We start from the raw sequence: 22,232 nt of genomic DNA, 5'->3' as shown, positions 1-22,232 counted from the left end.
CTCTGGCCCAAAACCAGCTTCCAGGCAGCTCTGGTGGCAGCTTGGCTGGATTGGGGCCCTCCCTATACTTGCCTTGATGCGTGGGCAGCCCTGGCTTCGTCGCGCTCTGATCTCGTTGCCCTTGGTGGCCCTGCTCGGCATGACCTTGGCCACCGCCGCGTCGGCCGCCGAGGGCGGCGGCAGCGGTCTGAGCCCGATAGTTCCCAAGGGGAATTCGCCCAACGGCCGCCACATCTACGACCTCTACCTAGGCATCTCAATACCCGCCATCCTGATCTTCCTGCTCGTGGAAGGGCTGTTGCTGACGGTGATCATCCGCTTCCGGCGCAGCCGGCAGCCCAAGGACTACCAGCCGCCCCAGTGGCACGGCCACCGGCTCCTTGAGATCGGCTGGACGGCGGGACCGCTGCTCATCGTCTTCTTCATAGGGCTGTTCTCGTTCATAACCCTTCAGCGCGACTACACCGCGGCGGCCTCGGACAACCCGGACGTCGACATCCACGTGGTGGGCCACCAGTACGGCTGGGACTACACCTACCCGGAGGGCTTCACCGTAAGCTCGGAGGGCTTGCAGCCGACGCCGCTAGTCATCCCCACCGGCAAGCTCGTTCGCCTCCGATTGGATTCCAAGGACGTGATCCACGGCTTCTGGGTCCCTGACTTGGCGGGCAAGGCGGATCTGGTGCCCGGTTACCAGAACCTGATGTGGTTCAAAGTCGACCGGCCGGGAGAGTGGCGAGGCGAGTGCACTGAGCTCTGCGGACAGGGCCACTACACGATGCAGATCCGCGTGAAGGCCGTGTCGGACGCCGACTACGAGGCATTCAAGCGCACCAGCCTGGAGGCGAAGGCCAAGGCCGGGGCTCCGTCGCCCTCGACAGCGCCGTCGCCATCGGCGGCGCCGTCACCCAGTGCAGCTCCGAGTGGATCCCCGGGAGCTTCGCCCGGAGCCGGCGCCAGCCCTTCGCCCCGTCCCAGCGGCACCGGCTATTCCCCCACTGGCCAGGGGGCCAGTTCATCGTGAGCCAGGCAGGAGAGAGATAGATGGCGAGTGTTCTAGCGCCACCCCGTCCGAAGAGCTACGACGACACCTTCTTCAAGCCGATCAGCCTCTGGCTCACGACAACCGACCACAAGCTGATCGGGATCATGTACATGACCACAGGCATGCTGGCCTTCGTGCTCGGCGGCATCCTGGCGCTGGTCATGCGCATCCAGCTCGCGCAGCCGAACCTGAAGGTTATCGACGCCGAGACCTACAACCAGCTGCTCTCGGCGCACGGCACGACGATGATCTTCTTCTTCGTGACGATTTTCATGACAGGCGTCGCCAACTACATGGTGCCGATCCTGATCGGCGCTCGTGACATGGCCTTTCCCCGCGTCAACCTGCTGGGCTTCTGGCTGATCCCGATGTCAATTGCCATCTACTACGCCGGCTTCTTCACGGGCGGAGCCATGGATGCCGGCTGGACGGGATATCCGCCGCTCAGCACCAAGCAGTTCAATCCCGGCCTTGGCGTTGACCTGTGGGCGTTCAGCCTCATTCTCTGGTGCGTCAGCGGCATCATGGCCTCGGTCAACTTCCTGACCACCATCGTTGCCCTGCGGGCACCGGGGATGAAGTTCTCCCGGCTGCCGCTCTTCGTCTGGGCTCAGATCTCGACCTCGATCCTGCTGCTCGCCGTCGGCGCGCCGCTGGCCGCGGCCCTCTTCCTGCTGGAGCTGGACCGCCAGGCCGGCACCACCTTCTTCGCCAGCAACGGGGGGCGCCCTGTGCTGTTCCAGCACCTGTTCTGGTTCTTCGGCCATCCCGAGGTGTACATCCTCATACTGCCTGGCTTCGGCATGGTCTCGGAGATCGTTCCGGTGTTTGCGCGCAAACCGATCTTCGGCTACACCTCCATGGTGGCGGCACTGTTCGGCATCGTGTTCCTCTCGATGGCCGTCTGGGCGCACCACATGTTCACTGTCGGCATGAACATCTACGTGGAGACCTGGTTCATGGTCATGACGATGCTGATTGCGGTTCCCACGGGCATCAAGTTCTTCAACTGGATAGCCACCGCGTGGGGAGGCTCCATCGACTTCCAGGTGCCCATGAAGTATGTCTTCGGCTTCATGGCCACCTTCCTCATCGGCGGCATCACAGGCGTCTATCTCAGCTCAGTGCCCGTGGATACTCAGCTGCACCAGTCCTACTATGTGGTCGCGCACTTCCACTACGTCATGGTGGGTGGCAGCGTCTTCACGCTGCTGGCGGGCACCCAGTACTGGTTCCCCAAGATAACGGGCCGGATGCTCAACAAGACGCTCGGCGAGTGGTCGTTCTGGCTCTTCTTCGTCGGCTTCAACGGCACTTTCCTGGTCATGCACACGCTGGGCCTGGAGGGCATGGCGCGGCGGATCTACAGCTACCCAGGCGGGTTCGGTGAGGAGGGCTGGGGTGCGACCAACATGTTCATCACTGTCTTCTCTTTCGTCATCGCCGCTTCAGTGCTCGTGTTCATCTACAACCTGGTGGTGAGCTGGAAGCATGGGCCGCCCGCCGGCGACGACCCCTGGGGCGGCAACACGCTCGAGTGGGCGACGACGTCGCCGCCGCCGCCCTACAACTTCGACAAGGTGCCGGTGGTGCGCTCGAACATGCCGCTGCGCGACATGCGCGCGGACGGCCTGCGGCCGCCGCTCGAGCACCAGGCACTGGCTTCCCACAACAGCTAGCTTTCCCAGCCGGCGGGCAGCCCTCCTCCCGGCTCAACCTGTCGACGCCCGGCGGGGAAGCCCGGACGAACGCAACGCTCGAACGCTGACTGCGCGGGGGCCGCTAGGGAAAGCTTAGGTCGGACCCACCGATTCAGGCGGGGTGTAATTCCTCTGGCTGGGCGGGCTGCTCGCGCTCGATCCAGCGGTAGAGCAGGACGATCCCCAGGATCACGAAGCTCACCTTGCCTGCGAGCTGCAGCACGACGCCCGCCACGTTCTGATCGATGACAGGCGTCCAGCCGGCGATGATGATCGGCCCATTGGCGTAGGCGGAGTAGAACACGTGGCCGGAGAACTGAAGGACCAGCGCTATGCCGTCCTGGGGCAAGGTCGCCACCAACGCGTAGGCCAGCCTGGCGCCTTCGTGCAGCGGCGTCCGCAGGGTGCTGCCACTTGCTTCCAGCAGCGGCCACCAGAGGATGACGCCGGCAACCATCATCGTCAGATGCTCCAAGATATGCACTCTCTCGTCCATCTCGGTCAGGTCATAAGGTCCCGGCAGGTGCCAGAAGATCATCACGGCGGCCGCTATTACTTGCGCCGGAATCGGCTGGCATAGCCCGCCCAGCAGAGGGATCCGCCTCACCAGCAGGCCGGCCATCGCTGGCGAGAGCCCGAGCACCAGCAGCGGCGGCGCCACGAAGCTGAGCAGCACGTGCTGGAACATGTGGACGCTCTGCAGGTAGCGGTCGCCGGTGGTGTCGACGGGCGTCTCCAGCGCTAGCCAGAGCGCCATCACGCCAGCCAGGAAATACAGCAGCCGGGCAGTGTTGTCGAGCCTTCCCCGCGCCAGCCAGGCATAGCCCAGCAGCAGGACTACCAAGCCCGCGTAGACGCTGGGGTCGAGGGGCCAGGTGATTCTCACAGGGCTTGGGGTGCGGAACGCTCGCCGGCCAGCGGCCGGCAGGGGATCAAAGGTCTAGCGCGGGTGACCGTCAGCGAGCGACTCCGCGGGCTCGGACTGCTCGTCCACCTCCATGAGCCGCCGGTTCTTGCCCTCCGAGCGGACCACCCAGAAGCCGAGTCCGGTGACGCCCAAGAGGGCCACCACGAACGCCCCACCCAGGCCCAAATTGGCCCAAATCCATTCTCCGGCCAGAAACACACCCCCATTATGGCCGCCTGGTACCGTTCCTGGCATCAACCTGGTCGACATCGTCATTGCCATCGCCGTACTGCTCGGCGCCCTGCACGGCTACCGCCGCGGACTCTGGCTCTCGGTCGCCCAGTACGCAGGGCTGGTTATCGGCGTCGTCATGGGCGCGGCGCTGGCGCCAGCCGGGATCCGGAAGCTGTCGGTCCCACCTGGAAGCGCCGCGGCGCTGGCGGCGATCCTGATCATGCTGGCTGGTGGCAGTCTCGGCTATACGTTTGGCTCTCTCATCGGTGGCCCGCTACGCAAGCGACTGATCCGGGCCGGCCGCCCAGGCTCAGCCGAGCTGGCCCTAGGCGCGCTGTTCTCGGCTCTGATGATGCTCCTGACAGCCTGGTTTCTGGGCGTCAGCTTCAGCCGGGGGCCCAATCCTGGCGTAGCGCGCCTGGTGCAGAGCTCGAGCGTTATCGGCACCATGACGTCAGTCCTGCCGCCACCGCCCGGCGTCCTAACGGGCGTCCAGCAGACGATTTCGGCAGCGCCCTTCCCCACGGCCTTCTCCGTCGCCGAGCCGGGTGTCGCCAAGCTCGAGCTGCCCGCCAACGCTGACACGCCGGCCGTACGAACGGCGGCGCGCTCAGTCTGGCGCGTTGAGGGCCACGGCTGTGGCGGCATAGTGACAGGCTCCAGTTATCCAGTCGCGCGCGGCTACCTGATCACCAACGCTCACGTGGTGGCCGGCACCTCGGGCACTACGCTCGTGCAGGGCAGCAGCGGCCTGACAGTATCCGCTTCAGTCGTGCTGGTGGACACCAGCCGCGACGTGGCCATCCTCCGCGCCCCCGCCGTCTCCGCCGCCGGCTTGGAGACTGGCAGCGCCCAGCCGGGGACCCAGGGCGCGGTGGTGGGCTACCCCGGAGGCGGCGCTGAGGATGTGGAGCCGGCGGTAGTCAATCAGCAGCAGACTGCTGATGGTCGCGATATCTATGGCCAGGGCGCGGTGCGTCGCAACATCCTGATCCTGCAGTCCCTCGTGCGCCCCGGTAACTCGGGTGGCCCGTTGCTCGACCTGAACGGTCGGGTTCTGGGCGTTGTGTTCGCAGCCTCCAGCAGCCACCCCGGCCAGGCCTATGCCCTCACGAACGAGGAGGTGGCCGATGATGTCCGGCTCGGTACCAGCCGAGCCAGTCGAGTGGACGCTTCCGTCTACGACTGCGCAGTCTGACCTCTCAGAAAGAGGTGGCTTCCTCGATCAGCATGACGGGGATGCCGTCGTCGATCCTGTAGCGCAGCCGTTCTGCCTCGCACACGAGCGCGAGCCCGTCCTCGCTCGGCTGGATCGGGCCCTTGCAGCTTGGACAGGCCAGCAGCTGCAGCAACTCCTGCGAAATCACTCCTTGATCCTAGTCGCCTAGCCTGATCAGCCGGATTCCGGCAGGGCCGGCAGCCGCTCGGTGAAGCGGCCCCAGCCCTCCTCGCCAAGCACCCGGCCCCGATCGAAGACCAGACGACCACGGCAGACCGTGGTCTTGACCCGCCCCTCCAGAGTCAGGCCAGCGAAGGGCGAAAAGGCCGCGGCGCTGTGCAGGTCCTCATCCCGGAGCGGGCCCGATCGCCCGGGGTCGAACAGCACCAGGTCGGCGTCCGCGCCGGAAGCTATGCGTCCCTTCTGCGGCCAGAGCCCGAAGGCGCGCGCAGGTCCTTCCGAGGTGAGGCGGACCAACCGCTGCAGGTCGAGCAGGCCGGCCTTCACGCCGAACGTGTACATCAGCGGCAGCGTCGTCTCCACGCCCGGGATGCCTGGATTGCGGACCTGACCGAATTTTGAGGTGTCGCCCCGCTGCTCCAGCGAGTAACCGCAGTGGTCCGATCCGACAGTGTCCACCTGGCCGGCGCGGACCCGCTCCCAGAGGCCCCTGCGCATTGCCTCGGGGCGGATCGGCGGCGTCATCAGGAAGCGGGTGGCGTCAGGGCGCTGATAGACCGAGTCGTTGAGGCAGAGGAAGTGTGGACAGGTTTCGGCCAAGGCCCTGATGCCCGCGTTTCGTGCCTCTGTGACGAGGTCCACTGACAGCGGATTGGAGAGGTGGACGAAATAGATGGGGCTGCCGGTGACGCGCGAGAAGAACAGCCCCCGCGACACCGCCTCCGCCTCCGCCAGCGCCGGCCGCGCTTCGCCATGAAAGGCCAGCGAAGTCTTGCCTGCCGCTTCCAGCTCCCGCCGCCGGCCCTGCAGCATGTCGTCGTTCTCGGCGTGCATCTGGACGAGCATGCCGGCCGGCCCGGACCGCTGCATGAGGCGGTAGATGGTCCAGTCATCGACGTAGAAGACAGCGTCTTTGTAGGTTGTATAAACCTTGGCGCTGGACACGCCCTGGTCGACAACCTGTTCCAGCTCGCGCTCCCAGCCATCGTCCAGACGCGTGATATTGAGGTGCAGAGACCAGTCGATCCGTGCGCGTCCCTCCGCCTGTCGCCTCACAGCAGCGAGCGCTTCCGCGAAGCCCTGGCCGGGGAACTGGGTGGCGAAGTTGATGCAGGTGGTGACGCCGCCGGCGGCGGCTGAGGCGGTGCCTGTGGACCAGTCGTCGGCAGTCGGCCCGGTGCCAGTGTCGAGGCCAAAGTGGGTGTGGGGATCAATCAGCCCGGGCAGCACCAATAGGCCTGCCGCTTCCAGCACCTCCTCACCCGGTTCGCTCGCCAGATGCTCGTCGACCGCGGCGATCCGTTGGCCGCGGACGCGAACGTCAGCGGCGGAGGTCCGCCCCTCGCTGACCACGGTGCCACCGCGGATGAGCAAGCTCAGGCCTCTCCGCTCTCTTCGATGTTGATCTCCTGGGCACCCTCCCAGAGCACGCGCCGGCCCAATTCCGGCAGCTTCTCGCGACCCTCGGTGACGGTGGCGAAGTGGTTACCCGCCAGATCGCCCATCGTGCTGCCAAAGCGTGTGCGCCCGTAGGGAAAGAGGATCTCCGTCTCGCTGTAGCCGCCCCGGTAGAGGAGGAGCTCGCCGGCGCCCGGATAGACTGTGGCGTTTTCCCAGGGCAGATCCAGCTCCAGGGTGCCGAACGGGATCCAGCCGGCTTCGCCGCTCCAGCGCGCTTGGATAATCTTGGAGCGCAGGGGCAGGAGGCGTTGAAAGGCCGCCACTGTGACCGGCGCCACCTCCGTTTCGAGGCGCGCCTTGAAGACGAGGTCTTTCACGGAGATAGTCAGCACATGGACCAGTCTGGCACGACAGGAACCACCCTTTCGACGCACGTCCTCGACGTCAGCCGCGGCGAGGGAGCAGCCAACGTGGAGATCGAGCTGCGGGCAGGAGGCTCCAGCGTGGGTCGGGCGCGCACCGACGCCGGAGGCAGGATCGCCCAGCTCAGTGAACAGCCGATGACCCCCGGGCGCTACACGGTGATCGTCAGACTCGACGGGTACTTTGGGAGCCAACCTCACCTTCTGACCGAGGTGACACTGGAGCTCGACCTGAGCGAGAGCCGTCACTATCACGTGCCGCTCTTGATCGGGCCCTACCTGCTGAGCACCTACCGTGGCACCTAGCCCCGCCGAACTGTTCGAGCCGTCCTCGGCCCTGGGCCGTCGGGTGGCCGGCAGTCTCGACCCGGTCGGCGACGCCCGCCGGCTGCTCACCCAGCTGAGCGAGGCCGAGAAGGTGCAAACGCTCAACGCCCACCCTCGCATCGGGGAGCGCCGAGACCGCATTTCGGCCAGCTCGCGAGCTGAGCAGGGTGAGGATCAAGCTCCGCCAGAGCTGGAGCGGCTCAATCAGGAGTACGAGCGGCGCTTCGGCTTTCGCTTCGTGATCTTCGTCAACGGTCGCTCCAAGGCGGAGATCACCGAAGTGCTGCGGGAGCGTCTGAGAAGAGGCCGCGCCGAAGAGATCGACACGGGGCTGACCGCCATCGTCGACATCGCGGCGGACCGCCTGCGCAAGCTCGAGGATCCAGCGGCCAAGCCCTGACGCAACCGGCCCCGACCGGGGCCCAACACTTCGGAAGGTGATTCTTTGAACATTTTCAGGTTCGACCGCGCAGAAACCGTGATCGAACGATTCGGCAGCTCGGGTGCCAGAGCAACGCGTCTCGCCGCAGGCGATCGGCAAGTTCACCTAACCTGTCTGACCATCCAGCCAGGCGGCAGCATCGGCCGCCATCCCGCCCCCGCGACTCAGCTCTTCATGGTCGTGTCGGGCGAGGGCTGGGTCGCCGGCCCGAGCGGTGAGCACGTCCCCATCACAGCGGGCTTGGGGGTTCGCTGGGAATCCGGCGAGGTCCATGCGTCCGGCACCGCCACCGGCCTCACGGTTCTGGCCCTCGAAGGAGCCTCGCTCGAGCTACTCGAGTCAGGACCGCACGTCCGCCGTCCGCAGCCAGGCTGAGGAACAACCGTCGGATCCGGCAGCCAAGCCCTCACGCAACCAACCTCGGCAGCATCTCAGTCGGTAATCGGCTGAGCCAGGATCCAGAGGCTCAGCGTGGTGTAGGCGACCATCAGCAGAAGCATCGGATACTGGCTGAGCAGGACGTTCCGAGCCGCGCGGAAGCGCTCGCCCGCTCGCAGGTGGGCCAGGTACACGGCGACGATGTGGCCGAGCACTATCAGGACCACCTGGACGTACCAGACAGTCGACGCCTGGGCCAGGGCAAAGCTCGGCTGCACTCCCTGGACCGGCAGCAGGTGCCAGCCACGGGCGAAGGGATCCGCCAGCAGTGGGATCAGCCCCTGGGATTGGACGATGAGATAGCTGTAGTTGTGCGCTGCGTTGTAGACCAGTGCGATCGGCACCAGCGTGAGAGCGAAGGCCGTCACGGTCTGGACGCTCTCGACGCGCACACCGCCATAGAAAATCACCATGCGCACGCAGCCCACGAAGACGGCGAGGAAGAGCAGCGTCAGGTCGAGCAGCCCGAACGTACGCACCGCGAAGGTGCCGAAGGCGCCGAGCGCCTGCCAGTATGGCGCCAGGTCCGCCACCAGCCCCTGCCAGAGCGGAGTGGCCAGGAGGCCGTCGAAGGCAAGCGTGCTGAGCATCAGGATGAGGAACGTCACGCGATCCCAACCGCCCGGCCAGGGCTCGAGGAGACCGGCGCCGGGCGGCCGGAGATAGAGCCGACCCTCCTCTACCTGGATGGGCGCGAAGCGGCTGACTATGGAGAAGAGCACTGTGAAGAACTCGAAGTGGCTGAGCCACGACCAGGCCCCATAGACCTGCATGCCCAGCAGCGTCAGCCCCGTGTAACCGGCCACCAACGACGCCACCAACCAGGGCCGGTTGGCGTAGCCCGAGGTCAACTCCAGACAGGCGAAGCAGAAGTACAACAGCAGGGCCGGCCAGAGGCCGAGGGACGCCAGCCGATCCCTTCCTGCCTCGCCAGGACGCCGGCGGCCGAGATTGAGCACTCTGTGCAGCGCCAGGAAGGGGTTGACCGCGTCCCAGAGCGGGCCGAGCAGCCCGCTCAACATCACGAGCCCCGCCCAGAAGTAGATCCAGAGCAGGTACTCCGCCGGGTTGCGCTCGGGCGTGCCGGCGCCGAACCAGCCCGTCAGGATGATGGCCAGCAGGAAGGCGACGCCGAAAGCACCGGCGGCCGCGGCCAGCGCGTCGGCAGCCGGCTGCCCGCGCAGCCGGATCAGCTCACGCCGTGGGTATCTGATCGCCTCCTCACCCAGACGGCCGGCGGCGAAAACCGCCACCAGGAGGAAGGAGACGACCACCACCGCCGCGGCTGCCGAGATGTAGAGCGAGAGCGCGATGGGCAGGTCGTAGCGAGCCCCGAAACCGTGTAGATAGGGCACACCAGGTGACGCGGCGCTAGACCACATCGAAAAAGCCCAGTGTGGTGCTCGTGTCCTCGATCTCGATCGGGAAGTGTCCGCTCTTGTCAGCTCTGAAGGTTTTCGTCTGCTTCTCACCCGGTTTCATCGCGAACTTGTAGTCGTAGCCGTGCACGTGGATCTCCTCCGACCGACAAGTACAGCGGCGGCGCCCAGGGCGACCAGGCAGCTGAAAAGGCGTGACATGATCGGCTCCTTGATGAAAAGGCTGTGAACCAGGACAGCGTTTCTCGCCGGCACGGCTGAGCGAAGGAGCTAGACCGGCGGCCCCCGGGAGAAGCTGGCGGCTGGGCGGCAACCGGGTAGGCCGACGACTTGAGTCTCGGCCGCCAGGAGCCAGCCCGGCAGCGGCTGGGGCGCCCGGAACGGTGTCGCTGTGCCCAGGGCTGCCAAGGCGGGACCGAGCCGGCGCGAGAGCCAGCGCATCACCAGTGCCGCCGCCAGCGCCACCGGCTGCTGGGCCAGCAGCCCGGCGGCCAGGGCCCGGCTGCCCGGAAGAGCGCCGGCTTCCAGCGTCTCCTGGACGACGAACACGCTGACCTGGAGCAGCAGGAGGGTGCTGAACAGCAGCGGCAGCGACCAGCCCGGACCGTGGGCGATGCCTCTGTACTGCAGCCGCGCCAGCGCGATGACCGTCAGGCTGACCAGGAGGAGGGCGGCCAGGCTGCCACCGACGAGGTGAATGGCGGCCGGATAGTAGCTGTGGCTGCCGGTCGCCGGCACCTGCCAGCCGTACGCAAGCAGATGGCCCAGCTGCGCCAACAGCACCGCCAAGCCGGTCACCAGCAGGGCGACCGTCCAGCGTCGAGGGAGTCGCAGTTGGGTCGGTTCCAACATCCTCACCGCCAGCATAAGCAGCGGCGCCGAGGTGGCCGGGCGGCGGATCTACCTCGGCCTGGGACGGAGTGCAGCAGTGCACTTAGCGCCATGCGCGTTCAGCCGGCATGCTCCCTGGCCGCCTTTAGCGGCTACGGGTTAGGCTGCCGGGCATAGACAAATGCGCCCAACCTGCGCTATCTCTTATCGGGCATGGTTCTAGTTCAGGTTGAGGGCTTTCTGCAGGTGGCGCGGCTGGGCAGCGTGAGCCGCGCCGCCGAGGTTCTCCACGTAACCCAGCCCACGCTCACCGCGCGCTTGCACGGCCTGGAGCAGGAGCTCGGCAGCAAGCTCTTCATTCGCACTCGCTACGGGATGCGACTGAGCGACGCCGGTTGGGCTTATCTGCCCCACGCCGAACGGATGCTGGCGGCGATGCGCAGCGGCCGCCGCGCCGTGGAAGAGTTGGCCAGCGCAGTTGCAGGCCAGCTCCATCTGGCCGCCGCTCCGGCAGTCAGCACCTACATCCTGCCCTCAGTGCTGGAGAGGTTTGCGGCCCTCCATCCCCGGGTTGAGGTGATGGTGAAGACAGGCCATTCCGAGGACGTGCTCCGCATGGTGCTGAACGATCTGGCCTCGGTCGGCCTGGGCCGGGCACTGCAGCATCCCGACGTGGTGGCCAAGCCCTTTCACGAAGAGGAGCTCGTGCTGGTGGTGCGGCCCGGTCATCGCTTCACAAGCCGTTCCGGCGTCTCGCTCGCTGACGTGGGGAACGAGGAAGTGATCATGTTCGACCGCACCTCCAGCTACTACGAGATCACTCAGGCCGCGTTCGCCACGGCGGGAGTGAGCCTGCGCGGCTTCATGGAGCTTGACAATATCGAGGCGGCGAAAAAGATGGTGGAGCGGGGCCTCGGTGTCAGCCTGCTGCCGGCCACCGCCGTGGCGAAGGAGGTGGCCGGAGGCGAGCTCCTCCGCGTCGAGCTGAGCGGCGGACCTCCCCTGCGCCGACCCCTCGTGGCGATGTGGCGGCGAGACTCGGGTCCGCCCTCGGGTATCACGGCGGCCTTCTTGGAACTGCTGCACAGCTGGCAGCCTGAAAGCTAGATATAGCGGGCGTCGATGGCTGGATCCGATCATCCTCGTGTGGCGCATATCTGCGTGTGTTACGGTGGCGAAAGGAGAGCCAAATCCGGCTCCCTTTGCCGATGTCGGCCGGGTGCAACCATCCTGGCGTCTGCACCCCCGAATCGCCAAGCAACGTAGAGGAGATACAGATGCGCCTGGTTGACACTCCGCTCTTACCGCCCGGGTTTCAGATCCCTGACACGCGGTTCCTCCATCCCTCGCAGGTACTGCGCCAGAAGATGGAGAGCCAGCCGTACGTCTTCGGCCCCGGCATCTTCGATCCCCACGGGGCCGAGCTGGTCATGTATCACTGCCTGGACGCCGTCTACCTCAGCGGTTACTCCTTTGCCATCGGGCATCTCGGCACCACCGACATGGACCTGTACTCCAGCGTCGAGATCGCTGACGGCGCCCGGCGGATAGTCAGCGCGCTGCGGAAGTTCCAGCTGACGATGGCGGTGGGCGATCCCGGCCAGGAGGTGCCGCCTCGTCACCTGGCGATTCCGCCCGTCGTGGCCGACATGGATGTTGGCTACGGCAATGTGTTCAACGTCCAGCGCACCACCGAGCTTTACGTCAATGCCGGCCTGGCCGCGGCTCACATCGAAGACCAGGTGATGCCGAAGCGCTGCGGGCATATCGCCGGCAAAGCGCTGGTGCCCGCAACGGAGTTTGTCGCAAAACTGAAGATGGCGCGCGCGGTGGCTGACGATCTCGGCAACAAGGATTTCGTGCTCATCGCCCGGACCGATGGTGTCTCCGCCACCGAAGCGCCGGAGACCACCCGCGGCATCGAGCTGGCGATCGAGCGCGGTCTCCGCTATCTCGAGAGCGGCGTCCCGGACCTGCTCTGGTGCGAATTCCCCACAGCGGAGCGGGGGCCTACGCAATACTTCCACGAGCAGATCCAAAAGCGCTTCCCCGAGGCGCGCTTCGCCTTCAACTACTCCTCCTCGTTCAAGTGGTTCAACGAAGGAGAGCCGATGACCTGGACGGAGCTGAGCCAGATGGGGGTCAAGTTCATCTTCATCACCCTCGCCGCCCAGCACGCCATGGGCTTGGGCATGAGCCGCCTGCTGGAGGCCCTGAAGGAGCAGCAGCAGCACGGCTACATCGAGCTGCAGAAGCAGGAATGGGCAGGCGGTGACGATGTTCCCACCCGCAGTCACCACCTTTTCAGCGGTGTGCCTTACCACCACCACCTGGGAGAGGAATTGGGGACGGCGCGCTTTGGCTCCGGCGTCGACCAGGGCCTGGAGTTGGCGAAGATCGTCTAGCGCGACCGGCGCCAGTTTCGCTGCTCGAGATGTCGTGCGTAGGGGCGACGGTGCTTGCATACCGCGAGCATTCTGCTAGCATAGCGCGACATGAGGACCCTCTACCTGCGCAACGTCCCGGATGTCGTCGTGGAGAGACTCGGCCGCCTGGCTGCCAGCGAGGGCATCTCCATCAGCGCGGCGGCGGTTCGCGAACTTGCCAGCGTGACGCGGCGGGCCGACAACCATGCGCTGCTGGGCAACCTGCCAGACCTTCAAGTCGAGGTCGACAGCGTGATAAGCGACATCGCCTCCGCCAGAGATGGCCGTTGATAGTGGTCGACGCGTCAGTTGCAGTGTTGGCGCTTCTCAACGCGGGAGTAGCTCGGGATCTGCTTCAGGAGCAGCCTGTCCATGTTCCCCACCTCATCGATTCGGAGGTCGTGAGCGGACTTAGAAGCCGTGTGCTCGGGCGGAGGATCACAGCCGAAAACGGCCTGACCGCGTTGCGCGTTTGGAGCAAGCTGGGAGTGATCCGATATCCCTTGAGCGGCCTCTTGGAGCGCGTCTGGGAACTGCGGGAGAACGTCTCGGCCTACGACGCCGGATATGTGGCACTGGCGGAAAACCTCAGCTGCTCTCTCGTCACCGCCGACTCTCGGCTGGCCCGGGCTTCGGGAATCTTGTGCGCTGTTACGCTTGTGCCCAATTAAAGTAGGCAGCTGCGGTACTAAGAGACAGGCCGCCCGGGCGGGCGGCCTCTCGCCTCAACTGACCGGGTTCCAGCTCAGGACTTCGTGGACCCGGTGGAGCCGAGCTTCTTCTGGCTCTCAGTTCTGCCCACGCTGATCTTGACAGGCTGGGCTTTGGGCGCGATGGGTACGGACACGGTCAGAACTCCGTTATCGAAGCTGGCTGCGATCTCCTCCACCTTGATATCGCCGGGGAGGGAGATCCGGCGCACCCAGTCGCCCTGGAAGACTTCGCGCTGCAGCCAGCGGCCCTCATCAGTCTTCTGCTCGGTCTGCCGCTGGGCCTCGATGCTCAGCACCCCGTCGGAGTACGTGATCTCAACCTCCTCGGGCTTGAACCCGGCCAGGTTGCACTGGATCTCGTAACCGCTCTGGGTCTCCCGAACGTCGACCGGCAGGTACGACGCCGGCCGGGCGCCACCACTGCCCTCGCTGAGGAGCTGAGAGCCGACCGAATCGCGCAGGATGCGGTCCATGGCGCGCGTCATGGTCGTCAGCTCCGTGAACGGATCCCAACGAACAACTGCCATTTCCTTCACCTCCATCCGAGATTTGGATTTACACCAGTTCCTTACCACGCCCCAGGAAAGGCCTAAACATGGCCTGCTTGGAATTCCTCAAGCCGCAATTTCCGCCAGTACCTGCTACCTCTGAGGTCAATGGAACAACCGGACTCAGCCCCGGCCCGCGCTCCCTTTGTCACCTAACCGGGCCTCCCGCCGCCGGCTCCAGGCAACGGGCGACCGCCGGCATGTCAACCAGAATTCGGCTGGCATGCCGCCGGTGACGTTGTCCTTGAAGTCAGCCTGAGCCCTTCTAACGCGGCGCCATCCGCAGCGCGCCGTCCAGCCGGATCGTCTCGCCGTTCAGCATCTGGTTGGCCACTACGTGGCAGGCGAGGTCGGCGTACTCGCGCGGGTGACCCATGCGCTTGGGATGCGGAATCTCCTCCGCCAGCGCCTGCCGGAAGCGCTCGTCCAGCCCGGCCAGCAAAGGCGTGTCAAAGGTGCCGGGGGCGATAGTGCAGACCCGAATCAGCTGGCTTGCCAGATCTCGAGCCGCGGTGATTGTGAGGGACACGATTCCGCCCTTCGATGCGCTGTAGGCAGCCTGCCCGACCTGGCCCTCGTAGGCAGCGATGGAGGCTGTGTTGATGATCACGCCGCGCTCATCGTTGGCCGGCTCCAGCTGCGCCATCCGGTGAGCCGCCAGCCTGAGCACGTTGAAGGTGCCGACCAGGTTGACGTCGATCACCCGCTGGAAGTCCGCCAGCGGCATCGGTCCCTGCCTGCGCAGGACCCGGGCGCCGGGTCCGATCCCAGCGCAGTTGACCAGGATGCGGAGATCGCCCGCCGCCTCCACCGCTCGCTGAACTTCAGCTTCGTTGCGCACGTCTCCAGGGACAAATGTGACCCCACCTGGGAGATCCTGCGCCACGCGCTCACCGTCTGAAGTGGGCAGGTCGAAGATGACCACCCGAGCCTCGCGTTCGATCAGCGCCTGCACCGTCGCCAGCCCCAGGCCCGAGGCGCCTCCTGTCACCAGAGCGTCCTTGCCGAGAATCTCCATGGCCCGGAAAGCATAGCCGCGATCCCGCAACCCGCGGGCGGAGCCGCTACGTCGCGGGAGGTGGCAGGTAGCGGGCGGCGGTCAGGGTGCCACCGACCAGATCCAGAAGCCAGGTCCCGGCCTTTTCGAACCGCAGAGCGTCGCGCTTAGCCAGGCCGGAGCGCAGCAGCTCCTCGCAGACCAGCGCCATCACGTCGCCGTGGGTGCAGCAGGCCACGGCCCCTGCACGGAATCCGCCGAAAAGCCGCAGCACCTGCTCCAGCGAGGCGCCTTCGACCAGCGCTGGCTCATCCTCCACCGCCAACCGGCACGCCTGCGCCAGCGGCTCGACTGTCTGCGTGCAGCGCAGGTAGTCGCTGGAAAGGATGCGGACAGCGTCGACTATGGCAAGCGTCTGCAGCAGCCCCTCCGCCTGGCGCCGGCCGCGGGCGCTGAGAGGGCGCAGCCGGTCGTCCCCGCGCCAGGCGGAGCGCTGGCCCGCATGCGCGTGCCGGATGAGCGCCACCTGGACCAGTCTTTTCACGGCAGGCTCTGCGTCAGCACGATGGCCCGATCAACCGGATAGCTCAGCAGGGCGGCCGCCTCTTCCTGGGTCAGCCAGCGCAGCTGGTCCACCTCCCGGTTGGCCAGAAAGCGGCCCTCCCGCACGAGCATGGACCAGTAGAGGACGACCTTGTCCCGCCCCCGCCGGTCCTTGTAGGCAGTGCAGCCGAGGGGCTTGACCAGTTCGCACCTGAGCCCTGTCTCCTCCCAGACCTCCCGCAGCGCGGCCTGCTCGGCGGATTCATCTCCGTCAACCTTGCCCTTGGGCAGCGTCCAGTCGTCCTGCTCAGGCCGGTGGACGATCGCGAGCTCGGTTAGACCGCCCGGGCCGGGCCGGCAAACTACGCCGCCGGCCGCCTGGATGTGGCCGGTCAGCAGGGCGCTCAAGCCTTGAGCCACGCTCTCAACTTGGGCCTGTCGAGCCGCCGCCAAACCTTGGGCCACGCGGCCCGAGCCTTCTCCGCCTCCGCCAGCTCCCGCGCCGCCAGCTCGCCGGCAGCGAATGCGCGCCGGCCGGCGCCCGCCTGCCTCCGGAGCCACCGGCTGGCGGTCACGCAGTCCTGGTGTTCACCCAGCACCGTCTGCAGCGCCGACACCGCCCGGGCGAACCGCTCGGCCGCCGGACCCATCGCTGGAGCCACCGCCTCAGCGGCGTAGCGGGCGCGCTTGGCCAGGATGCGGCAGGCATGCAGGTCCTCGTTCGGCGATTCCGCTTGGAGATTCCGCATCCCGGCCCGGAGTTCCACCCACGGCTTCAACGCAAGCGCCGGCAGCACCTTGAGCGCCGGGCTCTCGTGCTGCCCAGCCAGAAGGGGGGACTCAGCAGCCGCCACCAGCCTTTCCAGCAGGTCGGCATACCTCTTGCCGGCCAGCGTCGCCCGCAGCGCTGTGCGGCTCTCGTCGGCAGCAGCAGCCAGCCGAGCGCAGATGTACTTCCCAGCCTTCCGATCCTCGGCCGGCAGGAGAGCGAGGTGGCCCTGCAGGCGGTCGAGCAGCACCTCCTGGTCGCGGACGGCTCCCAGCTCGTCGGCCGCCCACGCCAGCTCGTCCCGCAGTGCATCCGCCCAATCTCGGTCCAGCAGCGGCCTGAAGGTGCGCAGGTGACTGCGCAGTCGGCGGGTCCCCACCCGCGCCTGGTGCACATCCTCCGGTCGCCCGGCCAAGCGGATGCCGAGATCGTGCGAGAGGACGAGGGTGACCGCCTCGGCCAGCGCCCGCCTCACCACCTCCCCCGCCGTCGGCTCCCGACCCAGCTGTGGCGGAGCGGCTTCCGGGGGCCGCTGGGCTGCGGGCCCCAGAGCCCTGACGTGCTTGGGGGTGGGGTCGGGCTCGCCGGCCCCGGCCGTGCGGAGGCTAGCCAGGAGCGACGGCAGGATCTCGTCGCCACCGGGGAAGAGCTCCACCTCCACTTCCCGGAAGCGCGCAGCGACCCGGCGCCCTTCGAGCACCGACACCTCGTCGTCCACCACCTCCGCCAACCGCTGGCCGGCCCGCTCCAGCAGCACCCGACGCCGCCAGGTGGAGAGGCGTGCGACCGGCTGCAGCTGGCCGCTCCGAACATAGCCCTGGAGCAGGTCGAGCGCGCGGCGGGGGACTGTCCGAGCAGGTCCGCTGAAGTGCAGCTCCGGCCGCACCAGCATCCCATCGCTGGCCGACCCGGCCAGCTTCAAGGTCCAGCCGGCCCGCGCGCGATAGCGCAGGCTCACTCCCCAGCGTGCTAGCCGGAGGTCAGCGGTGTCCCAGTAAGCCGTTTCCAGGCGAGCCTCCTGCTCGCTGGCCGCAGTGACCCCTTCAGTCGCCAGGTTGAGGTCCGGCAGGTTGAAGCCGGGAGCGGCGCTGAGCTTGACCTCGCGCTCGCTGGAGGGCTCGCGCTCAGCCTCCGCCAAGCGGGTCCTCGGCCAGCCGGGTCCGCTCGGCGGCCAGCTCCACCAGCCGGCGGTGGGAGTCAACACCCTTGCGCGTCGGCACCTTGTGCCAGGCGCCTTCGGCGTCGAGCTCCCAGGCGAGCACGTCGTCGGCCAGCTCGATGTCGATCACCTCAGCCAGCTGCGCCTTGAGCAGCGAGTCGCGCACAGGCACCACCGCCTCAACCCGCCGATCCAGGTTTCGGTCCATCACGTCGGCCGATCCTATGTAGTACTCCACGCCGCGGCGCTCACTGCCGAAGCGGAAGATGCGCGAGTGCTCAAGGAAGTGACCGACCAAAGAGCGGACCTGGATCCGATCCGACAGGCCGCGCAGACCCGGCCGCAGGCAGCACATGCCGCGCACTATGAGATCGATCCGGACCCCGGCTTGGGCCGCGTCGTAGAGCGCGTCGATGATCTCCTGGTCGGTCAGGTTGTTGACCTTGATGACTATGCGGCCGTCCGGCTGCTTCCGCTCCGACCGGATCAGCTCCAGCAGCCCGGCCCGCAGGCCCATCGGCGCCACCAGCAGCTGCCTGAACTTGCGCTGCCGGCTGTAGCCGGTCAGAAAATTGAAGAACTCGCTCACGTCTGCGCCGATCTCGTCATCGCAGGTCAAGAGGCCGATGTCCTCATAGCTCTTGGCGGTGCTGGGGTTGTAGTTGCCAGTGGCGGCGTGCACGTAGCGGCGGATCCGCCGGCCCTCCTGGCGGACGACCAGCGTGAGCTTGGCATGGGTCTTGAGCCCGACCAGGCCGTAGACGACATGAACCCCCGATTGCTCGAGCTGCTGGGCCCACTCGATGTTCGCCTGCTCGTCGCCCCGAGCCTTCAGCTCGACCAGCGCCGCCACCTGCTTGCCCGCCTCGGCCGCCTGAGCCAAGGCGATGGCGATGGGGCTGGCGGGGCCAGACGTGCGGTAGAGCGTCTGCTTGATGGCCAGCACCTTCGGGTCTGCGGCGGCCTGCTGGATGAAGCTGACGACCGATCCGGCGAAGGAGTCGTATGGGTGGTGCAGCAGCACGTCGCCGTCTGCCAGCACGTTGAAGATGGAGCGCGGCTTCGATTCCGTGGCAACCAGTCGCGGCGGCAGGCTGGGAACGAAGCGCTCGACCTGGAGGTCAGGCCTGTCGAGATCGGCCAGGAAGTCGACTCCGCCCAGATCCAGCAGCCCATCCACCTGATAGACGTCCTCGTCAGCCAGATCCAGCTCGCGCATGAGGAGCGTCCGCACCTCGTCCGGCAGGTCTCGGTGGACCTCCAGCCGCACTGCGCGGGCGCGGCGGCGCTGGCGCAGAAGCTCGGTCTGAATCGTCACCAGGAGGTCGTCGGCTTCGGAGTCGCGCACCTCGAGGTCGTTGTCGCGCGTCACGCGAAAGAGTGTGTGCTTCAGCACCTCCATGCCCGGGAAGAGCGCCTGCAGGTTGGCCGCGATGACCGACTCCAGGGGAACGAAGCTCTCTCCGTCCGGCAGAGCCACAAAGCGGGGCAGCAGCGGGGGTACCTTGAGCCGGGCAAAGCGCTGATCTCGACGCAGTGGATCGCGCACGATAACAGCGAAGTTGAGCGAGAAATTGGAGAGGTAAGGGAAGGGGTGACCAGGGTCCACGGCCAGCGGCGTAAGCACCGGGAACACCTGGTTGCGGAAGTAGCGGCTCAGGTGGTCCAGGTCCTTCTTGGCCAGACCCTCGGAGTCGATCAGCCGGATGCCCTTTTGCGCCAGCTCCGGCAGTAGGTGCCGGTTCCAGAGCCGGCTCTGGCGGGTACCCAGCTCCTCGGCTCGGCGGCGGATGTCGAACAGCTGCTGCACGGGCGTCTTGCCGTCAGGTGACGCGACGTCAGGGGCTGCTTCCAGCTGGTCTTTCAGCCCCGCCACACGGATCTGGAAGAAGTCATCGAGGTTGCGGGCGAAGAAGTGCAGGCAGCGGACCCGCTCCAGCAGCGGCAGGCTGGCGTTCTCGCCTCGAGCCAGAACACGCTCGCTGTAGTCCAGAAGTGAAAGCTCGCGATTGAGATAACGCGAAGGCGGCGGCGCTTCGCTGGGAAGAGCCTCCAGGCTCGTCTTCGCCTGCGCTACGGCCACTTAGGGCTGCTTCCTTTCAGCTCGTGAGCGATGTTCAGGCGGCTTTGGGTCGCACAACGTTGGCGGCCACCAGGCAGGCGACGGCGATCGCCAGGGCCACCAGCGCGTGTTTGTAGTGGTGAGCCGCGCCGGGATCCGAGGTGGCGAAGCTGACCGCGCCGAAGGCGTACAGCGCCGAGATGATTACGAACAGGGCGCCCAGCGCTGCCACCACGCCAGCCAGGGCGGGATTGCCTCTAGTTTCCATATGCGGCCAGCGTACATGCGGGGCGGTGGCCCTCCCCCTGCAAAACCCCTCCCACCACTGAAAGACCGCCTCTGCGAGCACCGGAGGACCTTCCGCTTCGAGGCTCATCGCCTGGTTCCGGCCGACGAAGGCACGCCGAGGCGTCGCCTCCGCCTGATCAGCGGAGCAGGATCAGGGCCAACAGCCCGAAGGCTGCGCAGTACCAGCCGTAGGGATCGAGCCGCCCCGCCCGGAAGTAGCGGATCAGGAACCGCGCGCTGATGTAAGCGGCCAGCCCGGCCACCACGGCCGCCGCCGCATAGAGAGCCAGCGGCCCCCGCTGGCTGAACAGCTGCGGCACCTCCAGCAGTCCGGCCGCTGCGATGATCGGCGTCGCGAGGAGGAAGGAGAAGCGCGCGGCCTCCTGATGGCGCAGGCCTGCCAGCAAGCCACCGCAGATGGTGACGCCTGAGCGCGAAATCCCCGGCAGCAGCGCCAGCGCCTGGGCCCCGCCGGTGACGAAGGCCGCCTTGAACGTGATCTGCTGGGCCGATTTGAACTGCTGCTCCTGCTCCTCCCGGCTCAGATCTCGGCGCTCCGAGCGCCGGCGCAGCGCCTCGGCGGTCAGCAGGATGGCGCCATTCAAGATCAGAAAGAGGGCAGCCACCCGCGGCGTGGCGAACAGCGCTTTGAGCGGCCGCTCGAGAAGAAAGCCAATCAGCCCGCCCGGGATCGTGCCTGCCAGCAGGAGCATGGCCAGGCGCTCGTTCTCGGCCTCGATCCGCCCGCGCACAGCGCCGCGCACGAAGCCCTTCACTATTCCCAGCCAGTCGCGCCAGTAGAGGATGACCAGCGCCGTGGCGGTGCCGAGATGAAGCAGCGTGAGAAAGGGCACGAAACTGGGATCGGCCTGCCGGAAAGCCCAATGCAGGAGCGCTGGTACCACCACTGCATGGCCCAGGGACGACACCGGAAACAGCTCGGTGGCGCCCTGCAAGAGCGCTATGAAGAACGCTTGCCAGTCGGTCATCTGCGGGCAGCAATGCTAAAGGCTGGAGGCCACGGCAGGTAAGAGAGCCGGCCGCCTCACCTTCGAAAGCGGTGGGGGCGGCCAGGGAGAGGAGGGTCGTTGCTAAGTGGGAAAGTCGTCAGGCGACCTTGACTTTTTTGAGCTGCGCCAGGCTGAAGTCGCTGGCCTCCTTGGGGAGCGGCGCGTACTGGAGATCCTTGCTGATCGGCTGGCCGCCGGTGACCAGCCACTTGAACAGCTCGACCAGCGCCTTGCCCTTCTGCGGATCCGCCTGGTTGGTCTTGAGCATGACCCAGCTGTAGGTCGAGATCGGATAGGCGCTGTCCCCCGGGGCGTCTGTGATCGAGAAGTTGGTTGGGCTCAAGCCCTGCAGGGTAGCTGCAGCCGCGGTGGCGCCGCCAATCGAAGGGGCGACGAACTTGCCACTGTGATTCTTTACCTGAGCGGTCTGAAGCTTGCTCTGGATGACGTAGGCCAGCTCCACGTAGCCGATGGCGCCGTCTGTGGATTTGACCGCCTGGCCGACACCCTCATTGCCCTTCCCGCCAGTTCCGGCCGGCCACTGGACCGACTTCCCGACGCCGACCGTGCTCTTCCATTCCGGGGAGACCTTGCTCAGGTAGTCGGTGAAGGCGTACGACGTGCCGGAGCCATCCGACCGGTGTACTAGCGTGATGGCGGAGCTGGGCAGCTTGGCGCCACTGTTCAGCGCCTTGAGCTTGGGATCGTCCCAGGTCTTGATCTTGCCGAGGTAGATGTCCGCCAGGGTGGCGCCGTCGAGCTTCAGATTATCGACGGCGGGGAGGTTGTAGGAGATGGCGGCCACGCCGATAGTGCTCGGCAGCTGCACCAACGCGGCGTCACCGCCAGCGGCCGCCACCTCGGCTGCAGTCATCGGCACGTCGGTGGCGCCGAAGTCGACAGTGCCCTTGGTGAACTGCTGGATGCCACCACCTGAACCGATGGCCTGGTAGTTGACTGAAACCTTCGAGTGGTCGGCGTTGTATTGATAGAAGGCCTTGGTGAAGAACGGCTCTACGAAGGTGGAGCCGGCGCCTTGCAGCTGGCCGCTGCCGACATCAGCAGTGGGCTGAGCGGCGCTGCCGCCCGAATTGCTGGCGGAGCCGCCGCAGGCGACCAGAGCGGCTGCGGCGGCTGCCGCCAGCAGGAGTCGAAAAGGAGAGCTATTTCGCATGACTGGAACGCTAGGCGC

The 22,232-nt window shown here is 66.6% G+C and carries 27 protein-coding genes; 10 read left to right on the top strand and 17 right to left on the bottom strand.

The window, feature by feature from the left end:
- Nucleotides 1–76 precede the first annotated feature (76 nt).
- Nucleotides 77–1,024, top strand: coding sequence for a cytochrome c oxidase subunit II (coxB, locus tag ACR2MZ_RS14810; RefSeq protein ID WP_434005819.1), 948 nt, complete (start codon nucleotides 77–79; stop codon nucleotides 1,022–1,024).
- Nucleotides 1,025–1,044: 20 nt separating this feature from the next.
- The gene (gene ctaD, locus ACR2MZ_RS14805; protein WP_434005818.1) at nucleotides 1,045–2,724 is read left to right on the top strand and encodes a cytochrome c oxidase subunit I; all 1,680 of its coding nucleotides are present in this window, start codon (nucleotides 1,045–1,047) and stop codon (nucleotides 2,722–2,724) included.
- A 133-nt stretch (nucleotides 2,725–2,857) separates the two neighbouring features.
- Here ctaD and ACR2MZ_RS14800 read toward each other — a convergent pair whose 3' ends face one another.
- The gene (locus ACR2MZ_RS14800) at nucleotides 2,858–3,631 is read right to left on the bottom strand and encodes a cytochrome c oxidase assembly protein (RefSeq protein WP_434005817.1); all 774 of its coding nucleotides are present in this window, start codon (nucleotides 3,629–3,631) and stop codon (nucleotides 2,858–2,860) included.
- A gap of 54 nt (nucleotides 3,632–3,685) precedes the next feature.
- Nucleotides 3,686–3,838, bottom strand: a complete 153-nt coding sequence (locus ACR2MZ_RS14795; RefSeq protein ID WP_434005816.1) for a hypothetical protein — start codon at nucleotides 3,836–3,838, stop codon at nucleotides 3,686–3,688.
- 1 nt (nucleotide 3,839) lies between these two features.
- Here ACR2MZ_RS14795 and ACR2MZ_RS14790 point away from each other — a divergent pair, with 1 nt between their 5' ends.
- Nucleotides 3,840–5,084, top strand: coding sequence for a MarP family serine protease (locus tag ACR2MZ_RS14790; protein WP_434005815.1), 1,245 nt, complete (start codon nucleotides 3,840–3,842; stop codon nucleotides 5,082–5,084).
- Nucleotides 5,085–5,088: 4 nt separating this feature from the next.
- Here ACR2MZ_RS14790 and ACR2MZ_RS14785 read toward each other — a convergent pair whose 3' ends face one another.
- Genes ACR2MZ_RS14785 through ACR2MZ_RS14775 form a run of 3 tightly spaced genes read right to left on the bottom strand, consistent with a single transcriptional unit; the run spans nucleotide 5,089 to nucleotide 7,078 of the window.
- Nucleotides 5,089–5,253 (bottom strand): Trm112 family protein, encoded by a 165-nt coding sequence (locus ACR2MZ_RS14785; protein WP_338175970.1) that lies wholly within the window; start codon nucleotides 5,251–5,253, stop codon nucleotides 5,089–5,091.
- A gap of 26 nt (nucleotides 5,254–5,279) precedes the next feature.
- Nucleotides 5,280–6,659: a dihydropyrimidinase gene (gene hydA / locus ACR2MZ_RS14780; RefSeq protein ID WP_434005814.1), complete on the bottom strand. Its 1,380-nt coding sequence runs from the start codon at nucleotides 6,657–6,659 to the stop codon at nucleotides 5,280–5,282.
- Between the two features lie 2 nt (nucleotides 6,660–6,661).
- Nucleotides 6,662–7,078 (bottom strand): DUF3830 family protein, encoded by a 417-nt coding sequence (locus tag ACR2MZ_RS14775; protein ID WP_434005813.1) that lies wholly within the window; start codon nucleotides 7,076–7,078, stop codon nucleotides 6,662–6,664.
- Between ACR2MZ_RS14775 and ACR2MZ_RS14770 the strand changes: the two genes are divergently transcribed.
- The 3 genes from ACR2MZ_RS14770 to ACR2MZ_RS14760 all read left to right on the top strand — a co-directional run bounded on the left by ACR2MZ_RS14770 (nucleotide 7,079) and on the right by ACR2MZ_RS14760 (nucleotide 8,252).
- The gene (locus ACR2MZ_RS14770) at nucleotides 7,079–7,414 is read left to right on the top strand and encodes a hydroxyisourate hydrolase (RefSeq protein ID WP_434005812.1); all 336 of its coding nucleotides are present in this window, start codon (nucleotides 7,079–7,081) and stop codon (nucleotides 7,412–7,414) included.
- Nucleotides 7,404–7,835: a 2-oxo-4-hydroxy-4-carboxy-5-ureidoimidazoline decarboxylase gene (locus ACR2MZ_RS14765; RefSeq protein ID WP_434005811.1), complete on the top strand. Its 432-nt coding sequence runs from the start codon at nucleotides 7,404–7,406 to the stop codon at nucleotides 7,833–7,835. Before ACR2MZ_RS14770 ends, ACR2MZ_RS14765 begins: the two co-directional genes overlap by 11 nt.
- Before the next feature lie 78 nt (nucleotides 7,836–7,913).
- Complete coding sequence (locus ACR2MZ_RS14760) at nucleotides 7,914–8,252, top strand: cupin domain-containing protein (RefSeq protein WP_434005810.1); 339 nt, start codon at nucleotides 7,914–7,916, stop codon at nucleotides 8,250–8,252.
- A 56-nt stretch (nucleotides 8,253–8,308) separates the two neighbouring features.
- On the opposite strand, the gene ACR2MZ_RS14755 is transcribed toward ACR2MZ_RS14760, so the two are convergent.
- The 3 genes from ACR2MZ_RS14755 to ACR2MZ_RS14745 form a co-directional block, all read right to left on the bottom strand.
- Nucleotides 8,309–9,697: a hypothetical protein gene (locus ACR2MZ_RS14755; protein ID WP_434005809.1), complete on the bottom strand. Its 1,389-nt coding sequence runs from the start codon at nucleotides 9,695–9,697 to the stop codon at nucleotides 8,309–8,311.
- Nucleotides 9,687–9,824 (bottom strand): cupredoxin domain-containing protein, encoded by a 138-nt coding sequence (locus tag ACR2MZ_RS14750; protein ID WP_434005808.1) that lies wholly within the window; start codon nucleotides 9,822–9,824, stop codon nucleotides 9,687–9,689. The genes ACR2MZ_RS14755 and ACR2MZ_RS14750 overlap by 11 nt, the downstream gene beginning before the upstream one ends.
- A gap of 140 nt (nucleotides 9,825–9,964) precedes the next feature.
- The gene (locus tag ACR2MZ_RS14745; RefSeq protein ID WP_434005807.1) at nucleotides 9,965–10,546 is read right to left on the bottom strand and encodes a hypothetical protein; all 582 of its coding nucleotides are present in this window, start codon (nucleotides 10,544–10,546) and stop codon (nucleotides 9,965–9,967) included.
- A 192-nt stretch (nucleotides 10,547–10,738) separates the two neighbouring features.
- Between ACR2MZ_RS14745 and ACR2MZ_RS14740 the strand changes: the two genes are divergently transcribed.
- The 4 genes from ACR2MZ_RS14740 to ACR2MZ_RS14725 all read left to right on the top strand — a co-directional run bounded on the left by ACR2MZ_RS14740 (nucleotide 10,739) and on the right by ACR2MZ_RS14725 (nucleotide 13,622).
- A complete protein-coding gene (locus tag ACR2MZ_RS14740; RefSeq protein ID WP_434005806.1) occupies nucleotides 10,739–11,632 on the top strand; it encodes a LysR family transcriptional regulator in 894 nt (297 codons plus the stop codon).
- A 170-nt stretch (nucleotides 11,633–11,802) separates the two neighbouring features.
- Nucleotides 11,803–12,930: an isocitrate lyase/PEP mutase family protein gene (locus tag ACR2MZ_RS14735; protein WP_434005805.1), complete on the top strand. Its 1,128-nt coding sequence runs from the start codon at nucleotides 11,803–11,805 to the stop codon at nucleotides 12,928–12,930.
- Between the two features lie 90 nt (nucleotides 12,931–13,020).
- The gene (locus ACR2MZ_RS14730) at nucleotides 13,021–13,242 is read left to right on the top strand and encodes an antitoxin (RefSeq protein WP_434005804.1); all 222 of its coding nucleotides are present in this window, start codon (nucleotides 13,021–13,023) and stop codon (nucleotides 13,240–13,242) included.
- A gap of 2 nt (nucleotides 13,243–13,244) precedes the next feature.
- A complete protein-coding gene (locus tag ACR2MZ_RS14725) occupies nucleotides 13,245–13,622 on the top strand; it encodes a type II toxin-antitoxin system VapC family toxin (protein ID WP_434005828.1) in 378 nt (125 codons plus the stop codon).
- Nucleotides 13,623–13,696: 74 nt separating this feature from the next.
- Here ACR2MZ_RS14725 and ACR2MZ_RS14720 read toward each other — a convergent pair whose 3' ends face one another.
- From ACR2MZ_RS14720 to pstS, 9 genes are all read right to left on the bottom strand, one after another.
- Entirely contained in the window at nucleotides 13,697–14,191 is a 495-nt protein-coding gene (locus tag ACR2MZ_RS14720) for an Hsp20/alpha crystallin family protein (protein ID WP_434005803.1), read from the bottom strand.
- A gap of 286 nt (nucleotides 14,192–14,477) precedes the next feature.
- A complete protein-coding gene (locus ACR2MZ_RS14715) occupies nucleotides 14,478–15,230 on the bottom strand; it encodes an SDR family NAD(P)-dependent oxidoreductase (protein ID WP_434005802.1) in 753 nt (250 codons plus the stop codon).
- A gap of 46 nt (nucleotides 15,231–15,276) precedes the next feature.
- The gene (locus ACR2MZ_RS14710) at nucleotides 15,277–15,753 is read right to left on the bottom strand and encodes a SixA phosphatase family protein (RefSeq protein ID WP_434005801.1); all 477 of its coding nucleotides are present in this window, start codon (nucleotides 15,751–15,753) and stop codon (nucleotides 15,277–15,279) included.
- On the bottom strand, nucleotides 15,750–16,160 hold the full coding sequence (locus ACR2MZ_RS14705) for an NUDIX hydrolase (RefSeq protein WP_434005800.1): 411 nt from the start codon (nucleotides 16,158–16,160) through the stop codon (nucleotides 15,750–15,752). The genes ACR2MZ_RS14710 and ACR2MZ_RS14705 overlap by 4 nt, the downstream gene beginning before the upstream one ends.
- Nucleotides 16,157–17,659 carry a CYTH and CHAD domain-containing protein gene (locus ACR2MZ_RS14700; RefSeq protein WP_434005799.1) on the bottom strand — a complete coding sequence of 501 codons (1,503 nt, stop codon included), beginning with the start codon at nucleotides 17,657–17,659 and terminating at the stop codon, nucleotides 16,157–16,159. Before ACR2MZ_RS14700 ends, ACR2MZ_RS14705 begins: the two co-directional genes overlap by 4 nt.
- The gene (gene ppk1 / locus ACR2MZ_RS14695) at nucleotides 17,646–19,763 is read right to left on the bottom strand and encodes a polyphosphate kinase 1 (RefSeq protein ID WP_434005798.1); all 2,118 of its coding nucleotides are present in this window, start codon (nucleotides 19,761–19,763) and stop codon (nucleotides 17,646–17,648) included. Before ppk1 ends, ACR2MZ_RS14700 begins: the two co-directional genes overlap by 14 nt.
- A gap of 34 nt (nucleotides 19,764–19,797) precedes the next feature.
- A complete protein-coding gene (locus ACR2MZ_RS14690) occupies nucleotides 19,798–20,010 on the bottom strand; it encodes a hypothetical protein (RefSeq protein ID WP_434005797.1) in 213 nt (70 codons plus the stop codon).
- 157 nt (nucleotides 20,011–20,167) lie between these two features.
- Complete coding sequence (locus tag ACR2MZ_RS14685; RefSeq protein ID WP_434005796.1) at nucleotides 20,168–21,019, bottom strand: undecaprenyl-diphosphate phosphatase; 852 nt, start codon at nucleotides 21,017–21,019, stop codon at nucleotides 20,168–20,170.
- 118 nt (nucleotides 21,020–21,137) lie between these two features.
- Nucleotides 21,138–22,214, bottom strand: coding sequence for a phosphate ABC transporter substrate-binding protein PstS (pstS, locus tag ACR2MZ_RS14680; RefSeq protein WP_434005795.1), 1,077 nt, complete (start codon nucleotides 22,212–22,214; stop codon nucleotides 21,138–21,140).
- Nucleotides 22,215–22,232: the final 18 nt, after the last annotated feature.

The sequence above is a fragment of the Candidatus Dormiibacter sp. genome, from assembly GCF_050999135.1.
Lineage (GTDB): Bacteria > Chloroflexota > Dormibacteria > Dormibacterales > Dormibacteraceae > Dormiibacter > Dormiibacter spiritus.
This window is presented reverse-complemented; position numbering and strand designations above follow the sequence as displayed.

What these genes read in the sequence shown, in the direction of transcription:
- coxB (WP_434005819.1), top strand. Translation starts at nt 77, where the DNA reads ATGCGTGGGCAGCCCTGGCTTCGTCGCGCTCTGATCTCGTTGCCCTTG.
- ctaD (WP_434005818.1), top strand. Translation starts at nt 1,045, where the DNA reads ATGGCGAGTGTTCTAGCGCCACCCCGTCCGAAGAGCTACGACGACACC.
- ACR2MZ_RS14770 (WP_434005812.1), top strand. Translation starts at nt 7,079, where the DNA reads ATGGACCAGTCTGGCACGACAGGAACCACCCTTTCGACGCACGTCCTC.
- ACR2MZ_RS14755 (WP_434005809.1), bottom strand. Translation starts at nt 9,697, where the DNA reads ATGTGGTCTAGCGCCGCGTCACCTGGTGTGCCCTATCTACACGGTTTC.
- ACR2MZ_RS14745 (WP_434005807.1), bottom strand. Translation starts at nt 10,546, where the DNA reads ATGTTGGAACCGACCCAACTGCGACTCCCTCGACGCTGGACGGTCGCC.
- ACR2MZ_RS14740 (WP_434005806.1), top strand. Translation starts at nt 10,739, where the DNA reads ATGGTTCTAGTTCAGGTTGAGGGCTTTCTGCAGGTGGCGCGGCTGGGC.
- ACR2MZ_RS14735 (WP_434005805.1), top strand. Translation starts at nt 11,803, where the DNA reads ATGCGCCTGGTTGACACTCCGCTCTTACCGCCCGGGTTTCAGATCCCT.
- ACR2MZ_RS14730 (WP_434005804.1), top strand. Translation starts at nt 13,021, where the DNA reads ATGAGGACCCTCTACCTGCGCAACGTCCCGGATGTCGTCGTGGAGAGA.
- ACR2MZ_RS14720 (WP_434005803.1), bottom strand. Translation starts at nt 14,191, where the DNA reads ATGGCAGTTGTTCGTTGGGATCCGTTCACGGAGCTGACGACCATGACG.
- ACR2MZ_RS14715 (WP_434005802.1), bottom strand. Translation starts at nt 15,230, where the DNA reads ATGGAGATTCTCGGCAAGGACGCTCTGGTGACAGGAGGCGCCTCGGGC.
- ACR2MZ_RS14690 (WP_434005797.1), bottom strand. Translation starts at nt 20,010, where the DNA reads ATGGAAACTAGAGGCAATCCCGCCCTGGCTGGCGTGGTGGCAGCGCTG.
- ACR2MZ_RS14685 (WP_434005796.1), bottom strand. Translation starts at nt 21,019, where the DNA reads ATGACCGACTGGCAAGCGTTCTTCATAGCGCTCTTGCAGGGCGCCACC.
- pstS (WP_434005795.1), bottom strand. Translation starts at nt 22,214, where the DNA reads ATGCGAAATAGCTCTCCTTTTCGACTCCTGCTGGCGGCAGCCGCCGCA.